Origin of the sequence: Flavobacterium aerium, from assembly GCF_030766725.1 — a bacterium.
GTDB lineage: Bacteria > Bacteroidota > Bacteroidia > Flavobacteriales > Flavobacteriaceae > Flavobacterium > Flavobacterium aerium.
This window is the reverse complement of the sequence record NZ_JARQWR010000001.1, coordinates 148,731-170,392: the sequence shown is the minus strand read 5'-3', so window position 1 is coordinate 170,392 and position 21,662 is coordinate 148,731. Positions and strand designations below refer to the sequence as shown.

The window sequence follows — 21,662 nt, the reverse complement described above, 5'->3', positions numbered from 1 at the left end:
ATAAAAAAAGGGATTTGAAGTTTTTCAAATCCCTTTTTATTAGAGTATAGTTTTAGTTATTCTACAACTATTTTCTTCACTATTTTTCTAGCACCATCTTGAACAGTTACCATATATATACCAGATTGTACATTATCTAATTGTATATTTTGGTTAAACATTCCAGTTGTGTTATATTTATTTTCAAGGATAACTCTTCCTCTCATATCGTGAACTCTTATACCGATTCCATCAGTAGATGTGGTGTTAAATTGCACTGTAAAATTACCTCTATTTGGGTTTGGATATAAGGCAAAATCTTTGAAAGAGAATTCATCTCTACCTAATGTTGCTGTAGTTGTAGTTGAACAAATTTCAAATGCGAAACTATTTAACGTTCCATTATTCCCTGCTACAACATCTGCAATAACTAATCTCCATGTTCCTTGAGAATTACCACCATTAAAGGCATTTAATGCTTCCTGTGGTTTATAGGTATTATTTCCATTTGCTCCAGCACAAGAGAATGCAACTCCTGAATCGTCAAATTTCGTTTTCATGTTAGCTGTAGTAGAACAAGTTTGTTGGAATAATAATGGTCCAATTGCATTTGTTCCTGGTTTCACAACTGCCATTTGTAATTCACTAATTTTTGGATGTGTAATATCTACTGACACATTCAAATCTGAAATCACAACATTATCAGGAACATTGATGCTCCATGCTTGATAAGCCAATGGGTTTTGATCTTGAATTACATTTACTGTAGGTGTAGCTGTATAAGTATTACACACTGTTTCTGTAACTACAGTATATCCAATTGCAATATTTTTAGAAATAGTATAGAAAATATTTCCAACTGCTTCTACTTTAATACGACAGTATGGTGCTGATACAACAGTAGGTATTGTAATTGCCTCTGTTCCGTCATTTGGAGTATTTGCTGCCAAGACTGTTGGAAATGTTAATCCGCCATCTGTAGATAATAAGATATTTACATTAGCCGTATTAATATTATTTGCAGTAGTTCCTGCAACATCCCAAGTGATTGTTTTAGTATCTCCTTGTGTCCAAGTTTCATTTTCAACACTTGGTGAAGTAACTTTAAATGGTCCAACACTTGCAAAAGTAACAGTCATGTTATCTCTATGCGTTTGTCCTCCATTTGGAGTTTTATTATCACGAACTGTTAATGTAAAGTTCATTGTTCTAGCTACAGATGGAACTACTTCCCAAGTTGGTGCTAAATTACCTGCTAAAACACTAGCCAAAGCTGGCATATATCTGTTTGGTGAATCTGTCGGTGGATTAGATCTAAAGTTCGGTCCAGTCGTTGCAGATTGTAATGGTGGCTGAGTACTCACTTGATTATTTGTTTGCTCCCAGCAATATGTTAATGAATCATTATCCGCATCTGTTGCTGATCCTTTTAAAATAAAGGCAGTTCCATTTGGAATTGTATAGTTTTGTCCTGCTTCTGCTACTGGTGCAGCATTATTATTTGGAACAGCTACTGCGCAATTTCCAGCTGCATTTACAAATGCTTCCATTTGTCCAATACTTACTCCATTAAAATGAGCATCAGAATGTGCTTGAACATTTGGCGCACAAATACCTGCATAAGCCATAATAGTACTTCCACTACCTGGTTCTACTGCTGTTGCATTTGTTCTATTACATGAATTATTTTGTGTATGTGTTGCTCCAAATTGGTGTCCCATTTCATGTGCTACATAATCAATATCAAAAGGATCACCTACTGGTGCTGCTTGACCAGTAATTCCTCTTGCTTTATTTGCAGAACAAGGAGAATTTAACTGTGCAATTCCAGAATCTGTTGTACAAACTCCATGACCAATATCATAATTAGCTGCTCCAATTGCTGCATCCATAATTGGTTGAATTTCATTGATCATTGCTGGTGAATTTGTAAAATCATCTGCATCAATAAAAATAACACTATCATTGTTTGGTACTAATACCATTGTTAAGGACATATCTTTTTCATATAATCCATTTACACGAGTCATAGTAACATTCATTGCTGCTAAAACAACTGCTTTCTTTTCTGCTAATGTCGCTGTTGCTGGTGTTCCCGCAGCAGTTAATTGGAATGCTGCATATTCAACAGTACAGGCCATTGCCAAACGATATGTTTTGAAAAGACCATTACTTGCTCTAAGGGCTTCAACATCACCTGAAAGTTCTTCTACCATATCATCTGCAGAATCTTCTACATTACAGGTAAAGTTTCTAGATGACAATACATTCTTCTTATCGTAAACAATATAATTATTTAAATCCTTAGTATAAGGATCGATATAATGTGCTCCATGTTTACCCGAAAGTGTCATCGTGTGTAATCCAAATACTGTTACACTAAAACGTATTCTTGCTGTTGGATCTTCAATACCTAATCCTACATACGATTTAATACCTGGGTATCTTGCCGCTAAATCCGCATGCATTACAGAAGATTCAAAAATTCTATAATTTTCTAATTTTCCTTCTGCTGTTGGAAAAGAAATAATAACATTTGAAGATACTGCATCTAACTGTGGTGCTACTGCTAACCTTTCTTTTAAAGCATTTAATCCAATGTATATAATTTATAGTCCGTTGGATTTGAATCTCTCACGACCTTCTCTTGTGAGCTCAACTTCTGCTCACTAACAACTGTCCAAAGCTTCCCTCCTTGCGCATTCATGCCGGTTATCAGCAAAATAGCAAAAAGAGATAAAAATAATTTTTTCTTCATTTCTAGTCTGATTTTGGTTATTAATTTGTATATTTTTTCAAATATAAGTAATTTATTCTCTTTTTTTTACATAAATTTAACATAAATTATTTTATTTAAAACCTGTAAAATATTACAAATCATATATCTCAACTAAAAATTGCTTTTTTTTACCATTAATTAAGAAAGTCTACTAAAACTTTTAAACTCATGAAAAAACTAACTATTCTATTCATTTTACCCTTACTTGTGGCTTGTAATCCAAAAAAAATTAGCACCTCTATGACTGATTCTATTTCAAAAACAGAAAGTAGTTGTCCTCCAGATGGGACTTGTAAAATTGAGGTTTTGAAGAATAAAAGTTTAGTCGTCAAAAAGGATGATATTGGCGCTATTTATTATCAATTAATTGATGATGTAACCAAAAATGTGATTCATTATGAATACAACCAGACTTCAGATGAGAATCTAGAAGATGGTGGATTAAGAGAAGAAATTCTTTTTGAAGTAGATCAGAATAGTTCAGAACTCCAACTTTCCAGTATGGCGCTTCAACAAACTAAAATGCTCTATGGAAGACACTGTTATTGTAAAGGGGGCGCTGGTTATTTTAAGGTAGAGAATGGCACCTTAACTATTTCCAAAACAAACAAGAACAAACACTCTTTACTGTTAGATTTTAAAGTCAGTGAAGTCCCTCAAACAATCAGTACTATTAAAGCGCAATATTAGCATAATGAAAAAGGGTTTTGAAAAATTTCAAAACCCTTTTCTTTTTATACATAATTAGGATCAATTATTCTACAATAACTTTCTTCATTATTTTTCTAGCCCCATCAGATACCGTAACTAGGTAGATACCTGATTGTACTTGATTTAATTGTAAGTTCTGATTAAACAGACCTGTATTATTATATTTGTTTTCAAATATTACTCTTCCGCTAATATCATGTACTGAAATACCAATTTGTTCGCTTGAATTAGAACTAAATTGTACTGTAAAACTACCTTTATTTGGATTTGGATACAATACAAAATCTTTAATCGTTTTCTCTTCAACTCCTAATGGATCTTGTGCTGCACAAACTGTCAAGCCCCAACTATTTATTGAACCACCATCTCCTTGATATGGATCAGAAACTCTTAATGTCCATACGCCTCCTGTTGATTGTCCGTTTAATGCAGACAACGGTTGTGCTGGCAATACTGTTCCGGAAATACCTGGATTTACACCACAAGTTATAGCTGTTCCAGCATCATCAAAAATAGCATTTACGTTATCATTGTCACCACATACTTCAGAGAATAACTGAACTTCCATTCCTGCAGGGCTAATTAATGTAACTGTCATATCTTCTACATAAGTATGGGTTATGTTTAAGATTACTTTCAAACTTGAAATAATCAAATCATCAGTCATCGTTAAAGTAGAATTAACCGTATTTGGCGTAGCAGCAATTGTCACTGGGACATTTGTTGATGTAAAAGGCTGACAAACTACTTGTCCTGTTGTAAATTTATATCCAGTACTATAAGCACCTTCACAACTGATGTTTTTAGGCTTCACTCTCCAATAATAATCTGTCACTTCATTTAGTCCAGCCATCAAATAACTTGTCTCTGTTGTAGTTTCAGTTTTAAGAATTGTAGTAAATGCACTATCAGAAGCCAATTGTAATTCATATGTTGATGCATTTGAATTAGCAGTCCATTTTACAATTGTACTTGTTGATTGTCCTACTGCTAAATTAGCTGGAGAAGTTAAGCTCATCGTAGGGAAATTCGAATCCAATAGATCTAAATATACATTAGCCACTTTTGTAGTTGTACCCGAAGTAGCTGTAACAGTCATTGAATAAAATCCAAGATCACTAGCAGCTGTATTCGCTACAGACATTACTACAGTTCCATTAGCATTTGTAGATGCAGGAGAGAAAGTAACTGCTGAACCTGCTGGATTACCTGACACTGTAAAAGTAGTATTTGCACTGAATCCATTTAAATTCAAATAAGACAAGTCGAAAGTACCGTTAGTTCCTTTACAAACTGTTTTATTTTGCTCTCCAGAAACTGCAACTGAGAAGGTTGTAGCAGGTGTTGTAATGGCAAAATTTGTATTTGATACATCATAAAAGATATTATCATACCCCATCACCATAATTCTATTAGTAGTCCCTACTACATTTGGAACCATTACAATTTCAGAACCATCATTTGGCACTTTATTCGCTAACTGTGTTGTAAAAGTTAGTCCACCATCTGTTGACAAATATATATCTACAAATTTCGCATCAATCCCATTTGCTGTAGTACCAGCAACATTCCATGTTACTGTTTGATTTGTTCCTGCTTGCCAAGAAACTACTGTATTTGGAGCTGTTACAACAAATGGTCCAGCAACACCCGAAAAAGTGACTGTCATATTATCCCTATTTGTCTGCCCTCCATTTGGTGTTTTATTATCACGTACCGTTAAGGCAAAATTCATTACACGGTCTGCCGTTATAGTTGCTGGAATAACCTCCCAAGTAGGCGCTAAGTTATTCGCCAATACACTTGACAAAGCAGGCATATATCGGTTTGGTGATAATGATGGTGGTAATGATCTAAAATTAGGACCTCCTACTGCTGATACTATAGGTGGTTGCGTTGAAACTTGAGTATCTGTTTGTTCCCAGCAATAGGTTAATCCTGTTGCATTGTCTGCATCAGTAGCTTGTCCTTTTAAAATAAATGCTGTCCCTTTTGGGATTTTATAATTTGGCCCTGCCTCCACAACTGGTGCAGCATTATTATTTGCGACAACTACACCACAATTTCCTGCTCCATTTACAAATGCAATCATTTGAGCAAGACTCACTGCATGAAAATGAGCATCAGAATTTGATTGAACATTTGGTGCACAGATTCCAGCATACGCCATAATAGTGGTTCCACTTCCAGGTTCAACTGCTGTATTCCCTGATCTATTACCTCCACAACTATTATTAAATGTATGTGTTGCTCCAAACTGGTGACCCATTTCATGGGCAACATAATCGATATCATAAGGATCTCCTACTGGAGCCGAACTACCCGTAATACCTCTAGCTTTACTCGTAGAGCAAGGAGAATTTAATTGTGCTAATCCACCTCCACCTGTACTAACAGTGTGTCCAATATCATAGTTTGTAAATCCAATGTTCGCATCAATAACTGTCTGACTTTGATTAATCAAAACACTAGCACTCGTATTATTAAAACTATCTGAATCAATAAAAATTACACTTTCATTGGTTGGCACTAGAACCATTGTCAATGACATGTCTTTTTCATATAAACCATTCACTCTTGTCATCGTTACATTCATTGCGGCTAATACTGCTGCTTTTTTCTGTGCTAATGTACCTGCCTGTAATCCTGCTGCATTTACATGATATGCTGCATATTCAATTGTACAAGCCATTGCTAAACGGTATGTTTTAAACAGACCATTACTTGCCTGTACAGTAATATCTGGATCAATTGAGGCTTTCATTTCATCTACTCCATCTTCAACAACTTCACATCCAAATGTTCTTGTTGTATATAGATCTTGCTTATTATACACCATATAGTTTTGTAAATCCTTAGTATAAGGATCCATGTATTGTGTACCTGTTTTACCAGAAAAAATCATTGTATGTACACCAAATGGCGTAACACTAAATCGAATAGTCGCCGTAGCATCATCAATTCCCATTCCTACATAGGATTTTATATCAGGATGTTTTGCACTTAGTTCGGCATGCATTACAGGTGCCTCATACACTCTATAATTTTCTATTTTACCTTCCGCATTTGGAAAATCAACAATTACATTTGATTGAACTCCAGATCCATTTCTTAAAGGAGCATTTTGGAGTTTGTTTTTTAATAAATCAAGATTTAAATGAAAGAGGTCAAATTTTCTCGGAGTTGAATCGCGATTAACCTTTTCTAATGTACTTGTAGTGCTCTCATTCGTCAGAGTCCATAATTTACTCTGTTGCGAATAGCCTTCCAAAGAGAAAACTATTACAGCAAGTAACAATAATAAAGTTTTTTTCATTTTTCATTTATTTTAATTAATAATTAGTTTTTTTTTAACATTTTAACAAATATATACATTAAACGAAAGCACCCTAAAAAAAAGGTGATTTTAATGTAATTATTTAACCCAAAAAACAATGAAAATCACACATTTACATCATTAAAAAATGTAATCATCACAATAACAAATAAAAAATTAAACAATACACAATTACCAGTGTTTTCAACTACTCACAATATTTTTATATTTCAAAAAAAGAAGCACTCACAAAAAATAAAATATTTAACATTATATATATGAAAAATAATATATTTTCGTAACCTCAATAAAAACTTAATAAATTTTCCATGAAAAAAACTACCCAACTAGGTTTTTACGCTTTATTGCTACTAGGGATTACCTCTACGACAATGACAGCGCAAAATCAACCGAAAAAAGGAGCTGTTACTTTTGGTAAAACTATTACGACTAATAATGGAATAAAAGGTCCAGATGGTTATATTAGATGTGCTAGCAATGAATATGAAGAATCACTACAACAAAGTGATCCAAATAGAATGACTACTAGTCAATTTGAAAATTGGATTGCACCACAAATAGCAAAAATAAAAGCTGATCGTTTAGCAAATAGAAGTACTGCAACAATAATTCGTATACCAGTAGTCGTTCACGTTATTCATAATGGAGATGCAATAGGTTCTGGTGAAAATATCCGTGACGAACAAGTTTTATCACAAATCACAGTCCTTAACCAAGACTACAGAAGAATGGTAAATACTCCTGGCTTCAATAATAATCCAGTTGGTGCTGACGTAGAAATTGAATTCTGTATGGCACAGATTGATCCACTAGGAAATCCTACAAATGGTATTGACCGTGTTAATATGGGATTTGTACAATATACAGATAGAGGTATGGTTGAGCAAGTATTGAAACCAGCTACTATCTGGGATTCTACTAAATACTTAAACATGTGGACTATCCGAATTGGTGGTGGTGATCAACAATGGAATGGAGTATTAGGTTACGCTCAATTTCCTTCTGGATCAAATTTACCAGGCTTAAATCCTAATGGAGGAGCTGCTAACACTGATGGATTAGTAATGCGTTATAATGCATTTGGATCAAGAGCTATTTATCCACAAGCTAGTCTTATGGCTGGTTATGACAAAGGAAGAACTACCACTCACGAAATTGGTCACTGGTTAGGATTACGCCATATTTGGGGAGATGGAAACATCGGACCAAATCAAACTACACCAGATTGTACTGTAGATGATTTCTGTGCAGATACTCCAAATGCCGGATATCCAAATTATGTATGTAATCCAAATGATACTTGCCCAGATCCTGGAGTAGATATGATTGAAAATTATATGGATTATACACCAGATGCTTGTATGAATATCTTCACACAAGATCAAAAAACAAGGATGATTGCTGTAATGAATAATGCTACCCGTAGAAGTTCTATGTTAAACTCTACAGTATGTAATACTCCTAGCTATGGATTAGAAGGATCTTTAGATATTGTTAGTATTAGCCCAGGTTGTTCTACTCAATTAAAACTTACAAACTACGGTACTACTACTTTAACAACAGCTACGATTACTTATAAAGTTGACAATGGTGCTGCTCAGACTTATAACTGGTCTGGTTCATTAGCATCAAACACTTCTGCTACATTCACTATTGATCAATTGTCTGGGGTTGCAGTAGGGACTCACAGTTTCCAAGCTACTCTTGTAAATGTAAATGGTGCTACAGATGAAAATGCATTAAACAATAGTAAAACTAAATCATTTGTTGCAGCTGGTAACTTCACTACAACAAAAGTGAACTTAGCGTTACAATTAGATTTATACGGATCTGAAACTACTTGGACTCTTAAAAACTCTAGTGGAACTGTTGTACAATCAGGTGGACCATACGCTGATGCTCCTGGAACAACTTTACCAGCAGTAACTAATAGTTCTTTTGATGTTGTAAACGGACAATGCTATACTTTCACAATTAATGACTTATACCAAGATGGTATCTGTTGTCAAAATAACGTAAATGGTAACTATAGCTTAAAAACACTAGAAGGAACAACTATCGTTACTCGCCCAGGAGATTTTGGGGCTTCAGAATCTATCTCATTTAGTATTGGTACTTTAGGAACCGATGAATTTACAAACTTGAGTTCATTAAGTTTATATCCTAACCCAGCTAAAAATATCTTAAACATTCACGTAGGTAACCGTGCAGATTTACCAGAAAGTTATACTATCATTAATAGTTTAGGTCAAACGATCAAACATTCTGTTGTAAATAGTGAAAATGATTTATCAATCAACACTTCAAACTTAAGCAACGGTATCTATTTTATTAAAATTGACAAAGAAGGAAGAACTAAAACACTTCGTTTCATCAAAAACTAATCAAAATAGATCATTAAAAAAAGGAGGATTGAAAATTTCAATCCTCCTTTTTTTTTTAATAGTAAAGTATACTTTAAATTTGCACTTTATTAAATCATTTACTTTGAATATTTTCCATTCCATTGAAGACTTTACATCAAAGCATAAGACTATCGTTACGTTAGGTACTTTTGATGGTGTACATATTGGTCACAGAACAATTATCGAACGACTTATTCAAAGTGCTGCTATAAGCGATTGCGAAAGTCTAGTTCTTACATTCTTTCCACATCCGCGAATGGTTTTACAAGAACATTCAGATATTAAACTCCTGAATACTATTACAGAAAAAGCAGATTTATTATCTGAAATTGGATTGGATCATTTAATTATTCATCCTTTTGATCAAAAATTCTCTCGTTTAACTGCTGAAGAATTTGTAAAAGAGGTATTGGTTGACAAACTCAATATTAAAAAAATAATTATTGGCCATGATCATCGCTTTGGACGAAACAGAACAGCTAATATTGATGATTTAATAGAATTTGGTGCTTTGTATGATTTTGACGTAGAACAAATTTCTGCACAAGAAATTGATGAAGTTTCAATTAGCTCCACTAAAATCCGAAATGCTTTACTAGAAGGAAATATAACACTTGCCAATAGTTATTTAGGTTACAATTATTCTTTAACAGGAACCGTTGTACAAGGTAAACAACTTGGCAGAACCATAAACTTCCCGACTGCTAATATCAAGATTGAAGAGGATTATAAACTTATTCCTAAAAATGGCGTTTATATTGTAAAAAGTTCTTTTGAAAATAATTTGATTTATGGTATGATGAACATTGGAACAAATCCTACTGTAGGAGGAACTCAACAATCTATTGAGATTAATTTCTTCGATTTAGATGCTGATTTATATGGTCAAATTATGAAGATTTCTATCCTTAAAAGAATTCGTTCGGAAGAAAAATTTGGTTCAGTAGCATTACTTAAAGAACAACTTGCAAAAGACAAACAAACTTCATTAGATTTTATTCAATCCATTAGCGAATGATGAAGGCTTTATACAAACCCATTGACAATGCTCCTCTAGTTATTTTCAGGATATTTTTTGGGTTTTTATTAGCTGCAGAAACTTTTGGCGCTATACTAACGGGTTGGGTTAAAAACAATCTAATCGATCTTACCTATACATTTCCTCATATTGGATTTGAATGGCTACATCCTTTACCAGGTAATGGCATGTATTTCTATTTCATTATTATGGGAATTCTTGGTATTAATGTAATGATTGGTTATAAATACAAATGGAGTCTTGGATTGTTCACCTTATTATGGTCTACCGTTTATCTGATGCAAAAAGCATCTTATAATAATCATTATTATTTATTGATTGTAGTCTGTGTGATTATGCTTTTTTTACCTGCAAATCAATATGCTTCTGTAGATGTAAAACAAAAGCCTGGCATCAAAAGCTTAAGTATGCCTCAATGGTGTTCTTGGATAATGATTTTACAAATTAGTATTGTTTATTTTTTTGCCACAGTATCCAAATTTTATCCTGATTGGCTGAATGGTACATTTACTCGGAATTTATTTATTGATAAGACCAATTTCCCTATAGTAGGGTCATTATTCTCTAAAGAATGGTTTTATCTGTTTATCGCTTACTCGGGAATTGCTTTCGATTTATTTATAGTTCCTTTACTATTGTATAAAAGAACCCGAACCATTGCATTTTTTGCTTCTTTAATTTTTCATTTATTCAATGCCTGTATTTTACAGATTGGTATTTTTCCATTCTTCGCCTTAAGTTTCAGTCTTTTCTTTTATCCTCCAGAAAAAATAAGACAATGGTTTCTAAAGAAAAAACCAGTATTGCCGGATACAGAAACAGCACAAAATAATCCTTTACCACTTTATTTCTTTATTATTTTTTTTCTTGTGCAAATAGTTCTTCCACTTCGCCATTATTTAATAAAAGGAGATGTGTTATGGACAGAAGAAGGACATCGCTTAAGTTGGCGAATGATGCTGCGTTCTCGGAATGGATATGCTACCTTTAAGGTAACGGATAAAAAAACAAATGAAGTTTTACCCTATCAACTCGAGATGATACTCACGCCTAGGCAAATTAACTTTGCCGCTACTCGTCCTGATGGTATTTGGCAAATGGCACAGTACATTAAACAAGAATATGCTCAGAAAGGACATGATGTTTCTATACATGTTGAATCATATGTGTCTATCAATGGGGCTCCTTATAAAGCTTTTTCCGATCCTACAGTAGATTTTGCGCAAGCAAAATGGAATTATTTCTTCCATAATGACTGGATTTTACTCTATGAATAGCTATCATTAGAGCTACACAGCACCACTCGCTATCAAGTACATACATCTCAATTCATAATTTATGATTTCACATCATAACTTAATTGATGAGAGTCTTTCTACTTAAAACTGAATTTCCTATTTTTGGTGCAACTTTAAAATACGATCATGAGTATCACAAGACACGACTGGACTAAAGACGAAATTATTTCAATATATAAAAAACCTATTATGGATTTGCTTTTCGAAGCAGCATCAATTCATAGGGAGCATCATGACCCAAATGTAGTACAAGTGTCAACTTTATTATCTATAAAAACTGGTGGTTGTCCGGAAGATTGTGGATATTGCCCTCAAGCTGCTCGTTATCACACAGGAGTAGAAGGAAATGATCTTATGTCGGTTAGTCAAGTAAAAGCTCAGGCTTTACGCGCAAAATCAAATGGCTCATCTCGTGTTTGTATGGGTGCTGCTTGGAGAAATGTAAAAGACGGTCCAGAATTTGACCAAGTACTAGAAATGGTCCGTACTATCAACAAACTTGATATGGAGGTTTGTTGTACTTTAGGAATGATTACCGAAAATCAAGCACAACGTCTAGCAGAAGCTGGATTGTATGCTTACAATCATAATTTAGATACTTCTGAAGAATATTACAAAGAAGTTATTTCTACACGTGGGTATGAGGATCGTTTGAAAACCATCGAAAACGTTAGAAAAACAAATGTAACTGTATGTAGTGGTGGAATCATCGGAATGGGTGAAAGCATTGAAGATCGTGCAGGAATGCTTGTTGCTTTAGCTTCATTGAGCCCACAACCGGAGTCTGTGCCTATTAATGCATTAGTTGCTGTAGAAGGTACACCAATGGAAGAGGAAAAACCAGTAGAAATCTGGGAAATGATTCGTATGGTTGCTACCACTAGAATTGTTATGCCCGAAACGCAAGTACGTCTTTCTGCAGGTAGAACAAGTATGAACAGAGAAGGACAGGCGATGTGTTTCCTTGCTGGAGCAAATTCAATTTTTGCCGGTGATAAATTACTAACTACACCGAATCCAGACATTAATGAAGACATGAAAATGTTTGAAATGTTAGGATTGAATCCTCAAAAACCATTTACAAAAGTATCTCAACCTACTACAGTAGAGGCTGAAGATTCAAAATTCCAAGCTTTGGGTGAAAAACCAAAATGGACACGTCCAAGTCATAAAATTGACCGTAATTTAGAAGCTTCTGGTAAAAAATCATAAATTAAAAAAATATAGTTTGAAAAGCTCTTCTCTTCCAGAGAAGAGCTTTTTTTTGGTGGTAAAAGCAATGTATTTTATTCTCTCCTGACCAAACTCTATATTTATATAAAGTTCCTCAGGCCTTAATTACAAGAAAGGATATTGATTTTGACAATCCAGACTTTGAAAAATAGCCTGCTTTAGAAAAATTACAAGGACTAATTGCTCATCTTAATCATGGTGAAATGTTATATATGCCTGAAGAATATTGGCATTATATGAAATATGTTATTCCTGGTTTCTCAATGAGTTTACGAGTTTTTCCGAGGAAATTGAGTAATTTAGCCAATGCTGCTTATAACATCTTGATCATACGTAATTATCATAATTTAATGCGTAAGTACAAAGGTCAGAAATGGATTAATTATAAAAATGATCAAGCGATTATTCGAGCTCATAAAAGCTTAGGTTTAAAGTAGCTCTAAAATCTATTTAATTCTTCATCGATGAATGAAACATATACGCTGCAGGAGGCACAATTAAAATTAGAATATTATTGTAGTTATCAAGAGCGTTGTCATCAGGAAGTAACTCAAAAGCTAAGGGATATGAAAATGATTCCTCAGGCTATCGATACGATTGTTGTACATCTTATCAATCATAATTTCCTGAATGAAGAGCGTTATGCTTGTAGTTTTTTTAGAGGCAAACACCGCATTAAACACTGGGGTAAAATTCGTATTGTTAATGAATTAAAGTTTAGACAAATCTCTACCTACAATATTAATAAAGCTATAAAAGAAATTAGTGCAGAAGAATATTCTGAAACATTTCATGCCTTAGCAGAAAGACATTGGGAGTCTATTCGTGAAAGTAATGTTCAAAAAAAACGCAGAAAATTTTGTGATTTTCTACTGCGCAAAGGATTTGAAAGCACAATAATTTACGAAAAACTAAAAAGCTTGGAAGACTAACTCCCAAGCTTTTTAGTTATATAAATAGATGTATTAATTTCTAGACAATAATATACTTACTGCATTCCCTCCAAATCCTACTGCATTCACCAAAATCTTATTTAATGGTTTTGAGTTGGATTGTTTCTCACCATAGGGTAATCCAATAAAATGTTGATGTTGCATCATCAATATAGCAAACTCTACACTCAACATTCCTGATGCCCCGAAAGTATGGCCAATTTTCCATTTATTAGTTGTTAGCTTAGGCACATCAGTACCAAATACTTTTTGAATAGCTCTGTATTCTGTTAAATCGCCTTTTATGGTTCCCGGCGCATGCATCACAATTGCATCTACTTCTGAAATAGGAGTGTCTTTTAAAGCCATTCGCATTGATTTCTGAAAACAATCGGCTTCTGTAGATATTGAGATATTGTGCTGTAAAAGTTCCGTTGCATAACCAATTCCTTCAATGTATGCCAAAGCATTGTCCTTCTTCCCTACTTCTAAACAAGCCACCGATGCTCCTTCTCCAATCACCATCGTATTGCGATCTTTATTCAAATCAAAAGCCAAACAAGGGTATTCTACATTGTCTTTTGCATAAATTTTTAAGGCTTGCATTTGCGCAATTGTAAAAGGTGTTAATGGTGCTTCACTACCGCCAACTAAAAATTTATCTACCATTCCCGCTCTTAGCCATGCTACTCCATTCAACATTGCATGTAATGCTGTGGAACAAGTAATAGAATGTGAAATTTCAGGTCCTTGACTTTGTAAATCATGTGCTACCCAAGATGCGATATTGCCTAATGTTGTCGTAGGAGAGCTTAGCGTATTCGCTTTACCCGAAATCAAATAGTCTTGATAATGATCCTCAAATAATTGAGTTGCTCCTCTAGAAGAGCCTATATTCACTCCGAAAATAGCTTCTTTTGTCCATCCTGCTTGAGAAGCAGCCATACGAGAAGCAGCAACTGCATATAAAACAGAACGGTCTAATGATTTATATTTCTGGTCAGACTCTTTTAACTCCCGTATCATTTCATTTGAATTTACATCCAATTGGGCTACATAGGCTTTATTATTTCCAAAATCTTTTTCAACAAGATAATGTTTCTTCGAAAGGTAGGATTCCCAAATTACAGCTGCATTGTTTCCCAATGGAGAAATAGAAGCGATAGAAGTAATGGCAATAGGTTCAAATGTTTTCAAAACAATTTTTTTAAAGTACAAAATTAAACCAAAGCATAAAAAAACCGAAGAAACTTCGGTTTTTATTTAGCTAATTCAAAATGACAGGTCAAAATAGACTTCAAAGGTTCTGCTCCTGATAGAACTTTCCCAAAGGATTCCCATACTTCTGTCGATATAAATTTTTTCAATGGTTGCGGTAATTGCTCCATTTGTGGCAAACTATCAATAACCAACTGATCCCATTTCTCGTAATTGTTCAGTATATCATCTGGATAAACCACTTTTCGATTTGTCCCTTCATCTACTGCATTAAAAGGTTCAGATACATTTAAATATCCATAATCATCTGTTAATTGTTCTCCCGGATGAATATCTCTAATTGCAATTTCAAAATCATAAGCTGTTGACATACAATTTGAATTAAAACTATGATTCACATATTTTGCAATATCCCAACATAAAACCAATTCTCCTTTATTATTTTTAAAACAGTAGGTCTCTAAATATTCTTGCATTAATGGACTTAATTGAGCAGCTTCTTCTTCAGTATAAAGTGTATCTAAATCATCTTGTGCCCATGTAATGGTTCCTTTTGGAATGAATTTTTTTGCTACTACTCCGTAACCAATTGCGTCGTTTATGAAACGAACTTCTGTATCGGGATGCATCATAATTTTAATAAAAAATTAATAGCCTATAGGCTAACTAGATTAATAATTAATGACAAAAATAAATAATCTTTTCATTAGACTATTCTATACCGTCATAAATAATTCTTAATTGTTAGTTTGGCATATTATCCATAAAGAAACTGCTGCAATACAAACCCAAATAGATAATCCATAGGCAAAGATCTTAAAGCCTGTTTTCTTGATTGTTGCAAGTGTTAGTTTGGTTCCAATAAGAAATAATACAACAACTAATCCTTTTTTAGAAAGAAAGGTTAATACTGAAGTTAGAGCAGGAATTGGGTAATAGGAATTAAAAAGTATCGCTAAAATGAAGAAAAGAATAAAATATGGAATCTGAATTTTCTGTTCAGAACGCATTTTATAAGATGTTACAAGGGCCAAAGGAATAATCCATAATGCTCTACTCAATTTTACTGTGGTTGCTATTTTTAATGCTTCATCTCCATATTGACTTGCTGCTCCTATCACTGAGCTTGTATCATGGATTGCAATCGCAGCCCAAATCCCAAATTGGTTTTCTGATAGCATAAAGAAATGACCAATAACTGGAAATAAAAAGAGTGCTACAGCATTTAGTAAAAAAACAATTCCTAATGCTAATGAGATTTGATCTTGTTTAATCTTGAGTAAGGGGGCGATGGCAGCTATGGCGCTTCCTCCACAAATGGCAGTACCTACTGAAATTAAAAAAGCTGTTTTTCCTTGAATATTGAATTTTTTACCTAAGAAATATCCTAGGGTCAGCGTTAAAGCAATACTGAATATCGTCAAGAATAACCCTTCTTTTCCTACTTTTAGTGCTTCATGGATATTCATCCCAAAACCCAATCCTACAATGGATATTTTCAATAATAAGTTGGTACTCTTGTTCGTAAAATTTTCATAGGGATTGACAAAAAAGAGTGCATATAAAATCCCTAAACTCAATGCGATTACTGAATTCACAAAGGGAAATAGACAAAGTATTATTCCAAGAATAAAAAAACCTTTTGGTGTATTTTTCATACTATTAATTTTATAGTACAAAGGTGAGCATTCTATTACATTTTTGCGAATTCAAAATTAGAATAGCCTATAACTAAAAGTAATCCGATCGGTTAATAAAATCCATGAATAACAATGGTAATCCTGAAGTAACGCCTTGCGGCAAAACAAATGAAAATTGACGATTGAATTGAAGTTGATCTACTTCTATTATCTTGAATCGATTATTCAAAAGATCTTTTGCTACCGATTGAATGGAGACAATTCCAGCACATTCAGCATAGTCTAAATATGATTTTATACCTTCTGTACTACCCATTTGCAGCTGTATTTGTAAATCTGACAGCGTAATATCATACTGGTTTAATTGTTTGGTAATCACTTCTAATGTGCCTGAGCCATGTTCTCTTAAAATCAAAGGTGTTTTACAAAAGGCTTCTAACGATAATTTATCCTGTTTGGCAATATTACTTTTTGTACTTGCTATAACAACTAATTCATCTTTTAGATAAGGAATATAGGTTAGTCCGTTTTGATGTGATATCCCTTCCACAATACCGATATTCACTTCGCCATTCAAAACCATTTCTTCAATGCGCTTTGAATTTCCTACATGCAGCAATAATTCCAATTGACTAAATTTTTCTTGAAATTTAGCCAACGTTTTGGGTAGTATATATTGCGCTATTGTAGTACTGGAACCTACTTTTAGTTTTCCTGAATACTCGACTTTCAAGGCATTGACTTCAAATAAAAAGTTTTCTTCTAAGCATATGGTTTCTTTGATATAGCCCAACAAGGTTTGCCCGATTGCAGTGAGCGTAATGGTATTTCCAGAACGATTCAACAAAGGCAAACCAATCGTTGTTTCCAAAGCTTTAATATTCTTCGTAACAGCAGGTTGTGTAATAAACAATTCTTCCGAAGCTTTAGTAAAGCTCAGATTTTGTGCTACTTTATAAAAAACCAAATACTTATAGTCTAACATTTATAGTATATCTAAGACTTGTTCTATTGCATCATATACGGTATTCAATTGCGCTTCACTGATAATATAGGGCGGTAAAATGTAAATGATATTCCCTACTGGACGTAAGATAATACCTTTTTCAATAAAAAAATCATATAACTTATTCCTAAGCGTTCCGTAATAGCTGGATGCTCCTTCAGTTTTTATTTCTAATGCAAAAATAACTCCTAAGGCTCTCGTTGTTTCAACCTTTGCATGGGAATGAATTCTTTGTTGAAAATTGTGATGTTGCTGGTTAATTCGTTTAATATTTTCCTGCATTTCTGATGTCAACAATAGTTCTAAACTAGCTAAGGCTGCCGCACATCCCGTAGGATTAGCGGTGAATGTATGACCATGAAATAATGCTTTATTAATGTCTTCATCATAGAAACCGTCAAACAAGTCTTGTGTAAAAGAAGTAATCGCCATTGGGATTGTTCCACCAGTCAATGCCTTAGAAATACACATCATATCGGGTTGTGTTTGCAAGTAATCGCAAGCAAAGTTTTTACCCGTTTTACCAAAACCGGTCATCACTTCATCTGCAATAGTAAACACATCGTTTGCTTTACAAATTCGAATAAATTCATCCAAAGCTTCTGGTGCATACATTACCATTCCAGCTGCTCCTTGTACTAGTGGTTCAAAAATAAATCCTGCAACTTTATGTTTTTCAATAGCTTCTTTTAAAGCCTTGTAACTTTCTTCTTCTTTTCCTTTTACAGGGACAGGAATTCGAACAACATCAATTAATGCGCCTTGAAATGCTTCTGTAAAAAAAGAAATTCCACTTGCTGCCATTGCTGCAAATGTATCTCCATGAAATGCATTTTCAAAAGCCAGAATCGTAGTTCGTTTTTCTCCTTTATTGAAGAAAAATTGTAAAGCAACTTTAATCGCTATTTCAACAGCAGTAGAACCATTGTCCGAGAAAAAAAGTTTTTTCTGGTTATTTGGTAAAATTTGCATCAACTGATCTGCTAATACGACTGCTGGTTCATGTGTAAAACCTCCAAATAATACATGTTCTAATGTCGTTAATTGCTTATATATTTTATCTGCAATAAATCGGTTACTGTGTCCAAATGGATTTACCCACCATGATGCAATTGCATCGATATATTCTTTACCGTTTTCATCCCATAATAAAGCGCCTTCGCCTTTTACAATTGCAATCGGTAATTGAGCTGTTTTATGTTGTGTATAAGGATGCCAAAGATGCTGGCTGTCGCGTTCTTGTAAAGTCATGCTTTGTATTCTTTAATTTTTAATACTTTATAGGTTTTCTAAATTCTCACGAAAAAGATCGGCATATTCCAAAATTACATTCTGATCAAAATAGGGTTCTTCTTCAATTCTTCCCACCATCTTAATCCCTGTTTTTTTCAACACCATTGATTCTGAGGCGCTATTTTCATTTCCACTAAAAATGATTCCGGCTACTTGAATTCCTTTATTTTTTAATGCTTCAATTGTAAGCAACGTATGATTAATGCTTCCTAAATAATGTCTGGAAACTACAATTACTTTATAATCAGGTTGGATTAAATCTATAATGGTATCCGAATCATTCAATGGAACAAAAATTCCTCCTGCTCCTTCAATGATTAAATGATTCTTTGTTATGGGTTCTTTTATCTTTTTAAGATCAATTGTTACTCCGTCTAATTCAGCAGCAAGATGGGGACTTGCAGGAGTGTTCAATGCGTAGGCATTGGGATGTATTGTAGTTTTAGAATTTGAAATTCTAGATTTTATTTTATGACTGTCTGATTCATTTAAATCACCGGCCTGAATGGGCTTCCAATAGTCTGCTTCTAATGCTTCTGTAATTATGGTTGAAGCTATTGTTTTTCCAACATCGGTTCCTATTCCTGTAACAAATATTTTCATTATAATGGGATGCTATATTTAGACTACAAATTTAGCGAACCCCTTGAATACTTTGTTTATTTAATTCATTTAGTTTTATTTTCTATTACTTAAAGCACCACAACCTGTCCATCACTGAACAGGTTGTACTTATATTATTCGTCTTTCAATTGATCGAGCAAGTTTTTAATTTGTTTTGCATATTTACCATAATAATACCTCACCCATATCTCCGTTGCAGCAACAATCATCCCCAACAACGCTAGTATCAATACAACAAAAATAATCATTCCATTCTCAGTCATTTCCGATCCTAATACTCCAAATTTTTCACGTCCATTGAGACTCATCATAATCATAATCAGAAAACAAAAGGCAAACGGCAGTAAAGAATAAGCAAATGATTTATACATTTCGATATTTAACTTTATATCATAATAGACGGCAAATAGATTTTCTTTTGAGTTCAGTGTACTGCCATCAATTCTTTTATAAAAGAAGTAAAATCTAGTAAAATAATATATTGAGATTAAAATCATTACACCATATAACATATAAAAAGGGGTAATAAACTTTGGATTAAATTCCATTTTAAAAGGTAAGATTCCAATAAATACTATTGCTAAAAGCTGTGTAATAATTTCTAGTCTCATATTTTTTCGAATACGATCCAGTGGCATATTAGCTGTTTTTAGTTGCTCAAGATTTGTAGGTACTTTTATATTTTTATTTTCGGAATCGCTATTCCAGGCGGATTGTATATCATCAAAATTCATAGCCTTGATTTTTTATAAGTTCTTTTAATTTGTTTTTTGCTCTGTTTAATTTCACTCGTGCATTTACCTCAGAAATACCCATATTTTCTCCAATTTCTTTGTGTGAATAATTTTCTAAGTGGTAAAAAACTAATGCTTTTTCTATTTTATCAAGCTTTTGAAGTGCTCTATAGAAATGATTCAATTGTATTTCTTTTGTTTCAGTATCATCCTCAATTTCTTTAATATTTGAGGAGGGAATCTCATATCGATCTATTTTCTTTTTGTCTTTTTTTAGATATACAATTGCTGTATTTAAAGCAACGCGATACATCCAAGTAGAAAATTGACTTTGTTTATTAAATGAATCATAGGACTTCCATACTTGATAGATAATCTCTTGAAAAAGATCATCTTGGTCGTCTCTATTATCCATATACATTTTGGAAATCTTATGAATAATCCCTTTATGAGTTTCGATAAGCGTAAGAAATTCTTGTTCTTTCGTTTTCAAAATAATACTAGTTCATTATTGGGTTCACTTTATATCCTTTTGCTCTTAATAATTCAATCACACCATCTTTCCCTACTAAATGGGCAGCTCCCACCGCAAAGAAATTACTTTCTTCCTGCATCATTGCTGGCATTTTATTTACCCAATTCGTATTTCTAACCGTTAGTAACCATTTCATAGCTTCTGGGTTCATAAACTTAGAATCAGTAATATAGCGGTATGTTTTTTTCAAATCTTCATTTTTATATGCTTCTATTAATTCAGCCCACATTATATTGTATTCTTCATCAGCTTTAATTAATTCAACAATAAAATCATCTGGATAAGCTTTGTTGATATTTTCCATTTGAGCACGTCCAGATTCTAAACCTGCAACGCTCATTTTTCGGTTATTTGCATAGGTTATAAATTCATTCTCATACGATTTGATATCAGTACAACCTATTGCTTTATATAAAAATGAGCCATATACAGCAAATAAGCTTGCATTTCCCATTTTACCTAAAGACATCCCTAGTTTAGTTGTGGTGAGCTGATCAACTTCCGCATATTGTTTAGGGGTCAACTTTTTACTTAATGGTACATTTGACATAAAGAAGCTTTGTACATCGGCAATTTCTTTTGGATCCGTCATATTTATTTCTAACGTTAATTGACCTGCCTGATCTAATGCTTTTTTTGTTTTTTCAGAAAAGATAAAATCATCTTTACAAATCATATGTATTGTTCCATAAAGGTAAGAGGGCTTAGTCAATCCATTTCCTGAAATTTCCCATAATAAGGATTGATTTGATTTTTTTTCTTGGGCGTGTGTTCCACTACTTACTAATGAAACTAATATTAAGGCTGCAATTTTGAATAAATTCTTCATGTTATCTATTTTTTTAAGGTTATAACACGTAAGTATTCAATTCTTCCATTCGTTACATAAAAAATAAACT

At 33.4% G+C, this 21,662-nt stretch carries 18 protein-coding genes and 1 pseudogene; 7 read left to right on the top strand and 12 right to left on the bottom strand.

The window, feature by feature from the left end:
* Window positions 1-56 precede the first annotated feature (56 nt).
* Both P6733_RS00775 and P6733_RS00770 read right to left on the bottom strand, forming a co-directional pair.
* Complete coding sequence (locus P6733_RS00775; protein ID WP_306349668.1) at window positions 57-2,447, bottom strand: zinc-dependent metalloprotease; 2,391 nt, start codon at window positions 2,445-2,447, stop codon at window positions 57-59.
* A gap of 122 nt (window positions 2,448-2,569) precedes the next feature.
* On the bottom strand, window positions 2,570-2,737 hold the full coding sequence (locus P6733_RS00770; protein ID WP_306349667.1) for a hypothetical protein: 168 nt from the start codon (window positions 2,735-2,737) through the stop codon (window positions 2,570-2,572).
* 189 nt (window positions 2,738-2,926) lie between these two features.
* Between P6733_RS00770 and P6733_RS00765 the strand changes: the two genes are divergently transcribed.
* Window positions 2,927-3,448 (top strand): hypothetical protein, encoded by a 522-nt coding sequence (locus tag P6733_RS00765; RefSeq protein ID WP_306349666.1) that lies wholly within the window; start codon window positions 2,927-2,929, stop codon window positions 3,446-3,448.
* A gap of 64 nt (window positions 3,449-3,512) precedes the next feature.
* Here P6733_RS00765 and P6733_RS00760 read toward each other — a convergent pair whose 3' ends face one another.
* Window positions 3,513-6,785 carry a zinc-dependent metalloprotease gene (locus P6733_RS00760; RefSeq protein ID WP_306349665.1) on the bottom strand — a complete coding sequence of 1,091 codons (3,273 nt, stop codon included), beginning with the start codon at window positions 6,783-6,785 and terminating at the stop codon, window positions 3,513-3,515.
* 329 nt (window positions 6,786-7,114) lie between these two features.
* Here P6733_RS00760 and P6733_RS00755 point away from each other — a divergent pair, with 329 nt between their 5' ends.
* From P6733_RS00755 to P6733_RS00730, 6 genes and pseudogenes are all read left to right on the top strand, one after another.
* On the top strand, window positions 7,115-9,190 hold the full coding sequence (locus tag P6733_RS00755; RefSeq protein ID WP_306349664.1) for a T9SS type A sorting domain-containing protein: 2,076 nt from the start codon (window positions 7,115-7,117) through the stop codon (window positions 9,188-9,190).
* Window positions 9,191-9,293: 103 nt separating this feature from the next.
* Window positions 9,294-10,229 (top strand): bifunctional riboflavin kinase/FAD synthetase, encoded by a 936-nt coding sequence (locus tag P6733_RS00750; protein WP_306349663.1) that lies wholly within the window; start codon window positions 9,294-9,296, stop codon window positions 10,227-10,229.
* On the top strand, window positions 10,226-11,527 hold the full coding sequence (locus P6733_RS00745) for an HTTM domain-containing protein (protein WP_306349662.1): 1,302 nt from the start codon (window positions 10,226-10,228) through the stop codon (window positions 11,525-11,527). The genes P6733_RS00750 and P6733_RS00745 overlap by 4 nt, the downstream gene beginning before the upstream one ends.
* Window positions 11,528-11,674: 147 nt before the next feature.
* Window positions 11,675-12,760, top strand: coding sequence for a biotin synthase BioB (gene bioB / locus P6733_RS00740; protein ID WP_306349661.1), 1,086 nt, complete (start codon window positions 11,675-11,677; stop codon window positions 12,758-12,760).
* Between the two features lie 62 nt (window positions 12,761-12,822).
* Window positions 12,823-13,218: pseudogene (locus P6733_RS00735) on the top strand (cupin-like domain-containing protein); the annotation flags it as partial.
* Window positions 13,219-13,245: 27 nt separating this feature from the next.
* Complete coding sequence (locus P6733_RS00730; RefSeq protein WP_306349660.1) at window positions 13,246-13,713, top strand: regulatory protein RecX; 468 nt, start codon at window positions 13,246-13,248, stop codon at window positions 13,711-13,713.
* Between the two features lie 33 nt (window positions 13,714-13,746).
* Here P6733_RS00730 and P6733_RS00725 read toward each other — a convergent pair whose 3' ends face one another.
* From P6733_RS00725 to P6733_RS00685, 9 genes are all read right to left on the bottom strand, one after another.
* Complete coding sequence (locus tag P6733_RS00725) at window positions 13,747-14,910, bottom strand: beta-ketoacyl synthase N-terminal-like domain-containing protein (RefSeq protein WP_306349659.1); 1,164 nt, start codon at window positions 14,908-14,910, stop codon at window positions 13,747-13,749.
* Window positions 14,911-14,972: 62 nt separating this feature from the next.
* Window positions 14,973-15,563: an SET domain-containing protein gene (locus P6733_RS00720; protein WP_306349658.1), complete on the bottom strand. Its 591-nt coding sequence runs from the start codon at window positions 15,561-15,563 to the stop codon at window positions 14,973-14,975.
* 105 nt (window positions 15,564-15,668) lie between these two features.
* Window positions 15,669-16,589: a YeiH family protein gene (locus P6733_RS00715; protein ID WP_306349657.1), complete on the bottom strand. Its 921-nt coding sequence runs from the start codon at window positions 16,587-16,589 to the stop codon at window positions 15,669-15,671.
* Window positions 16,590-16,662: 73 nt separating this feature from the next.
* Window positions 16,663-17,556: a LysR family transcriptional regulator gene (locus P6733_RS00710; protein ID WP_306349656.1), complete on the bottom strand. Its 894-nt coding sequence runs from the start codon at window positions 17,554-17,556 to the stop codon at window positions 16,663-16,665.
* Complete coding sequence (gene bioA / locus P6733_RS00705; protein ID WP_306349655.1) at window positions 17,557-18,828, bottom strand: adenosylmethionine--8-amino-7-oxononanoate transaminase; 1,272 nt, start codon at window positions 18,826-18,828, stop codon at window positions 17,557-17,559. It abuts the gene before it with no gap.
* 27 nt (window positions 18,829-18,855) lie between these two features.
* Window positions 18,856-19,473, bottom strand: a complete 618-nt coding sequence (gene bioD, locus P6733_RS00700) for a dethiobiotin synthase (protein WP_306349654.1) — start codon at window positions 19,471-19,473, stop codon at window positions 18,856-18,858.
* A 134-nt stretch (window positions 19,474-19,607) separates the two neighbouring features.
* Entirely contained in the window at window positions 19,608-20,228 is a 621-nt protein-coding gene (locus P6733_RS00695) for a hypothetical protein (RefSeq protein ID WP_306349653.1), read from the bottom strand.
* On the bottom strand, window positions 20,218-20,721 hold the full coding sequence (locus tag P6733_RS00690; RefSeq protein WP_306349652.1) for an RNA polymerase sigma factor: 504 nt from the start codon (window positions 20,719-20,721) through the stop codon (window positions 20,218-20,220). The genes P6733_RS00695 and P6733_RS00690 overlap by 11 nt, the downstream gene beginning before the upstream one ends.
* Window positions 20,722-20,728: 7 nt before the next feature.
* Entirely contained in the window at window positions 20,729-21,592 is an 864-nt protein-coding gene (locus P6733_RS00685; RefSeq protein ID WP_306349651.1) for a TraB/GumN family protein, read from the bottom strand.
* Window positions 21,593-21,662: the final 70 nt, after the last annotated feature.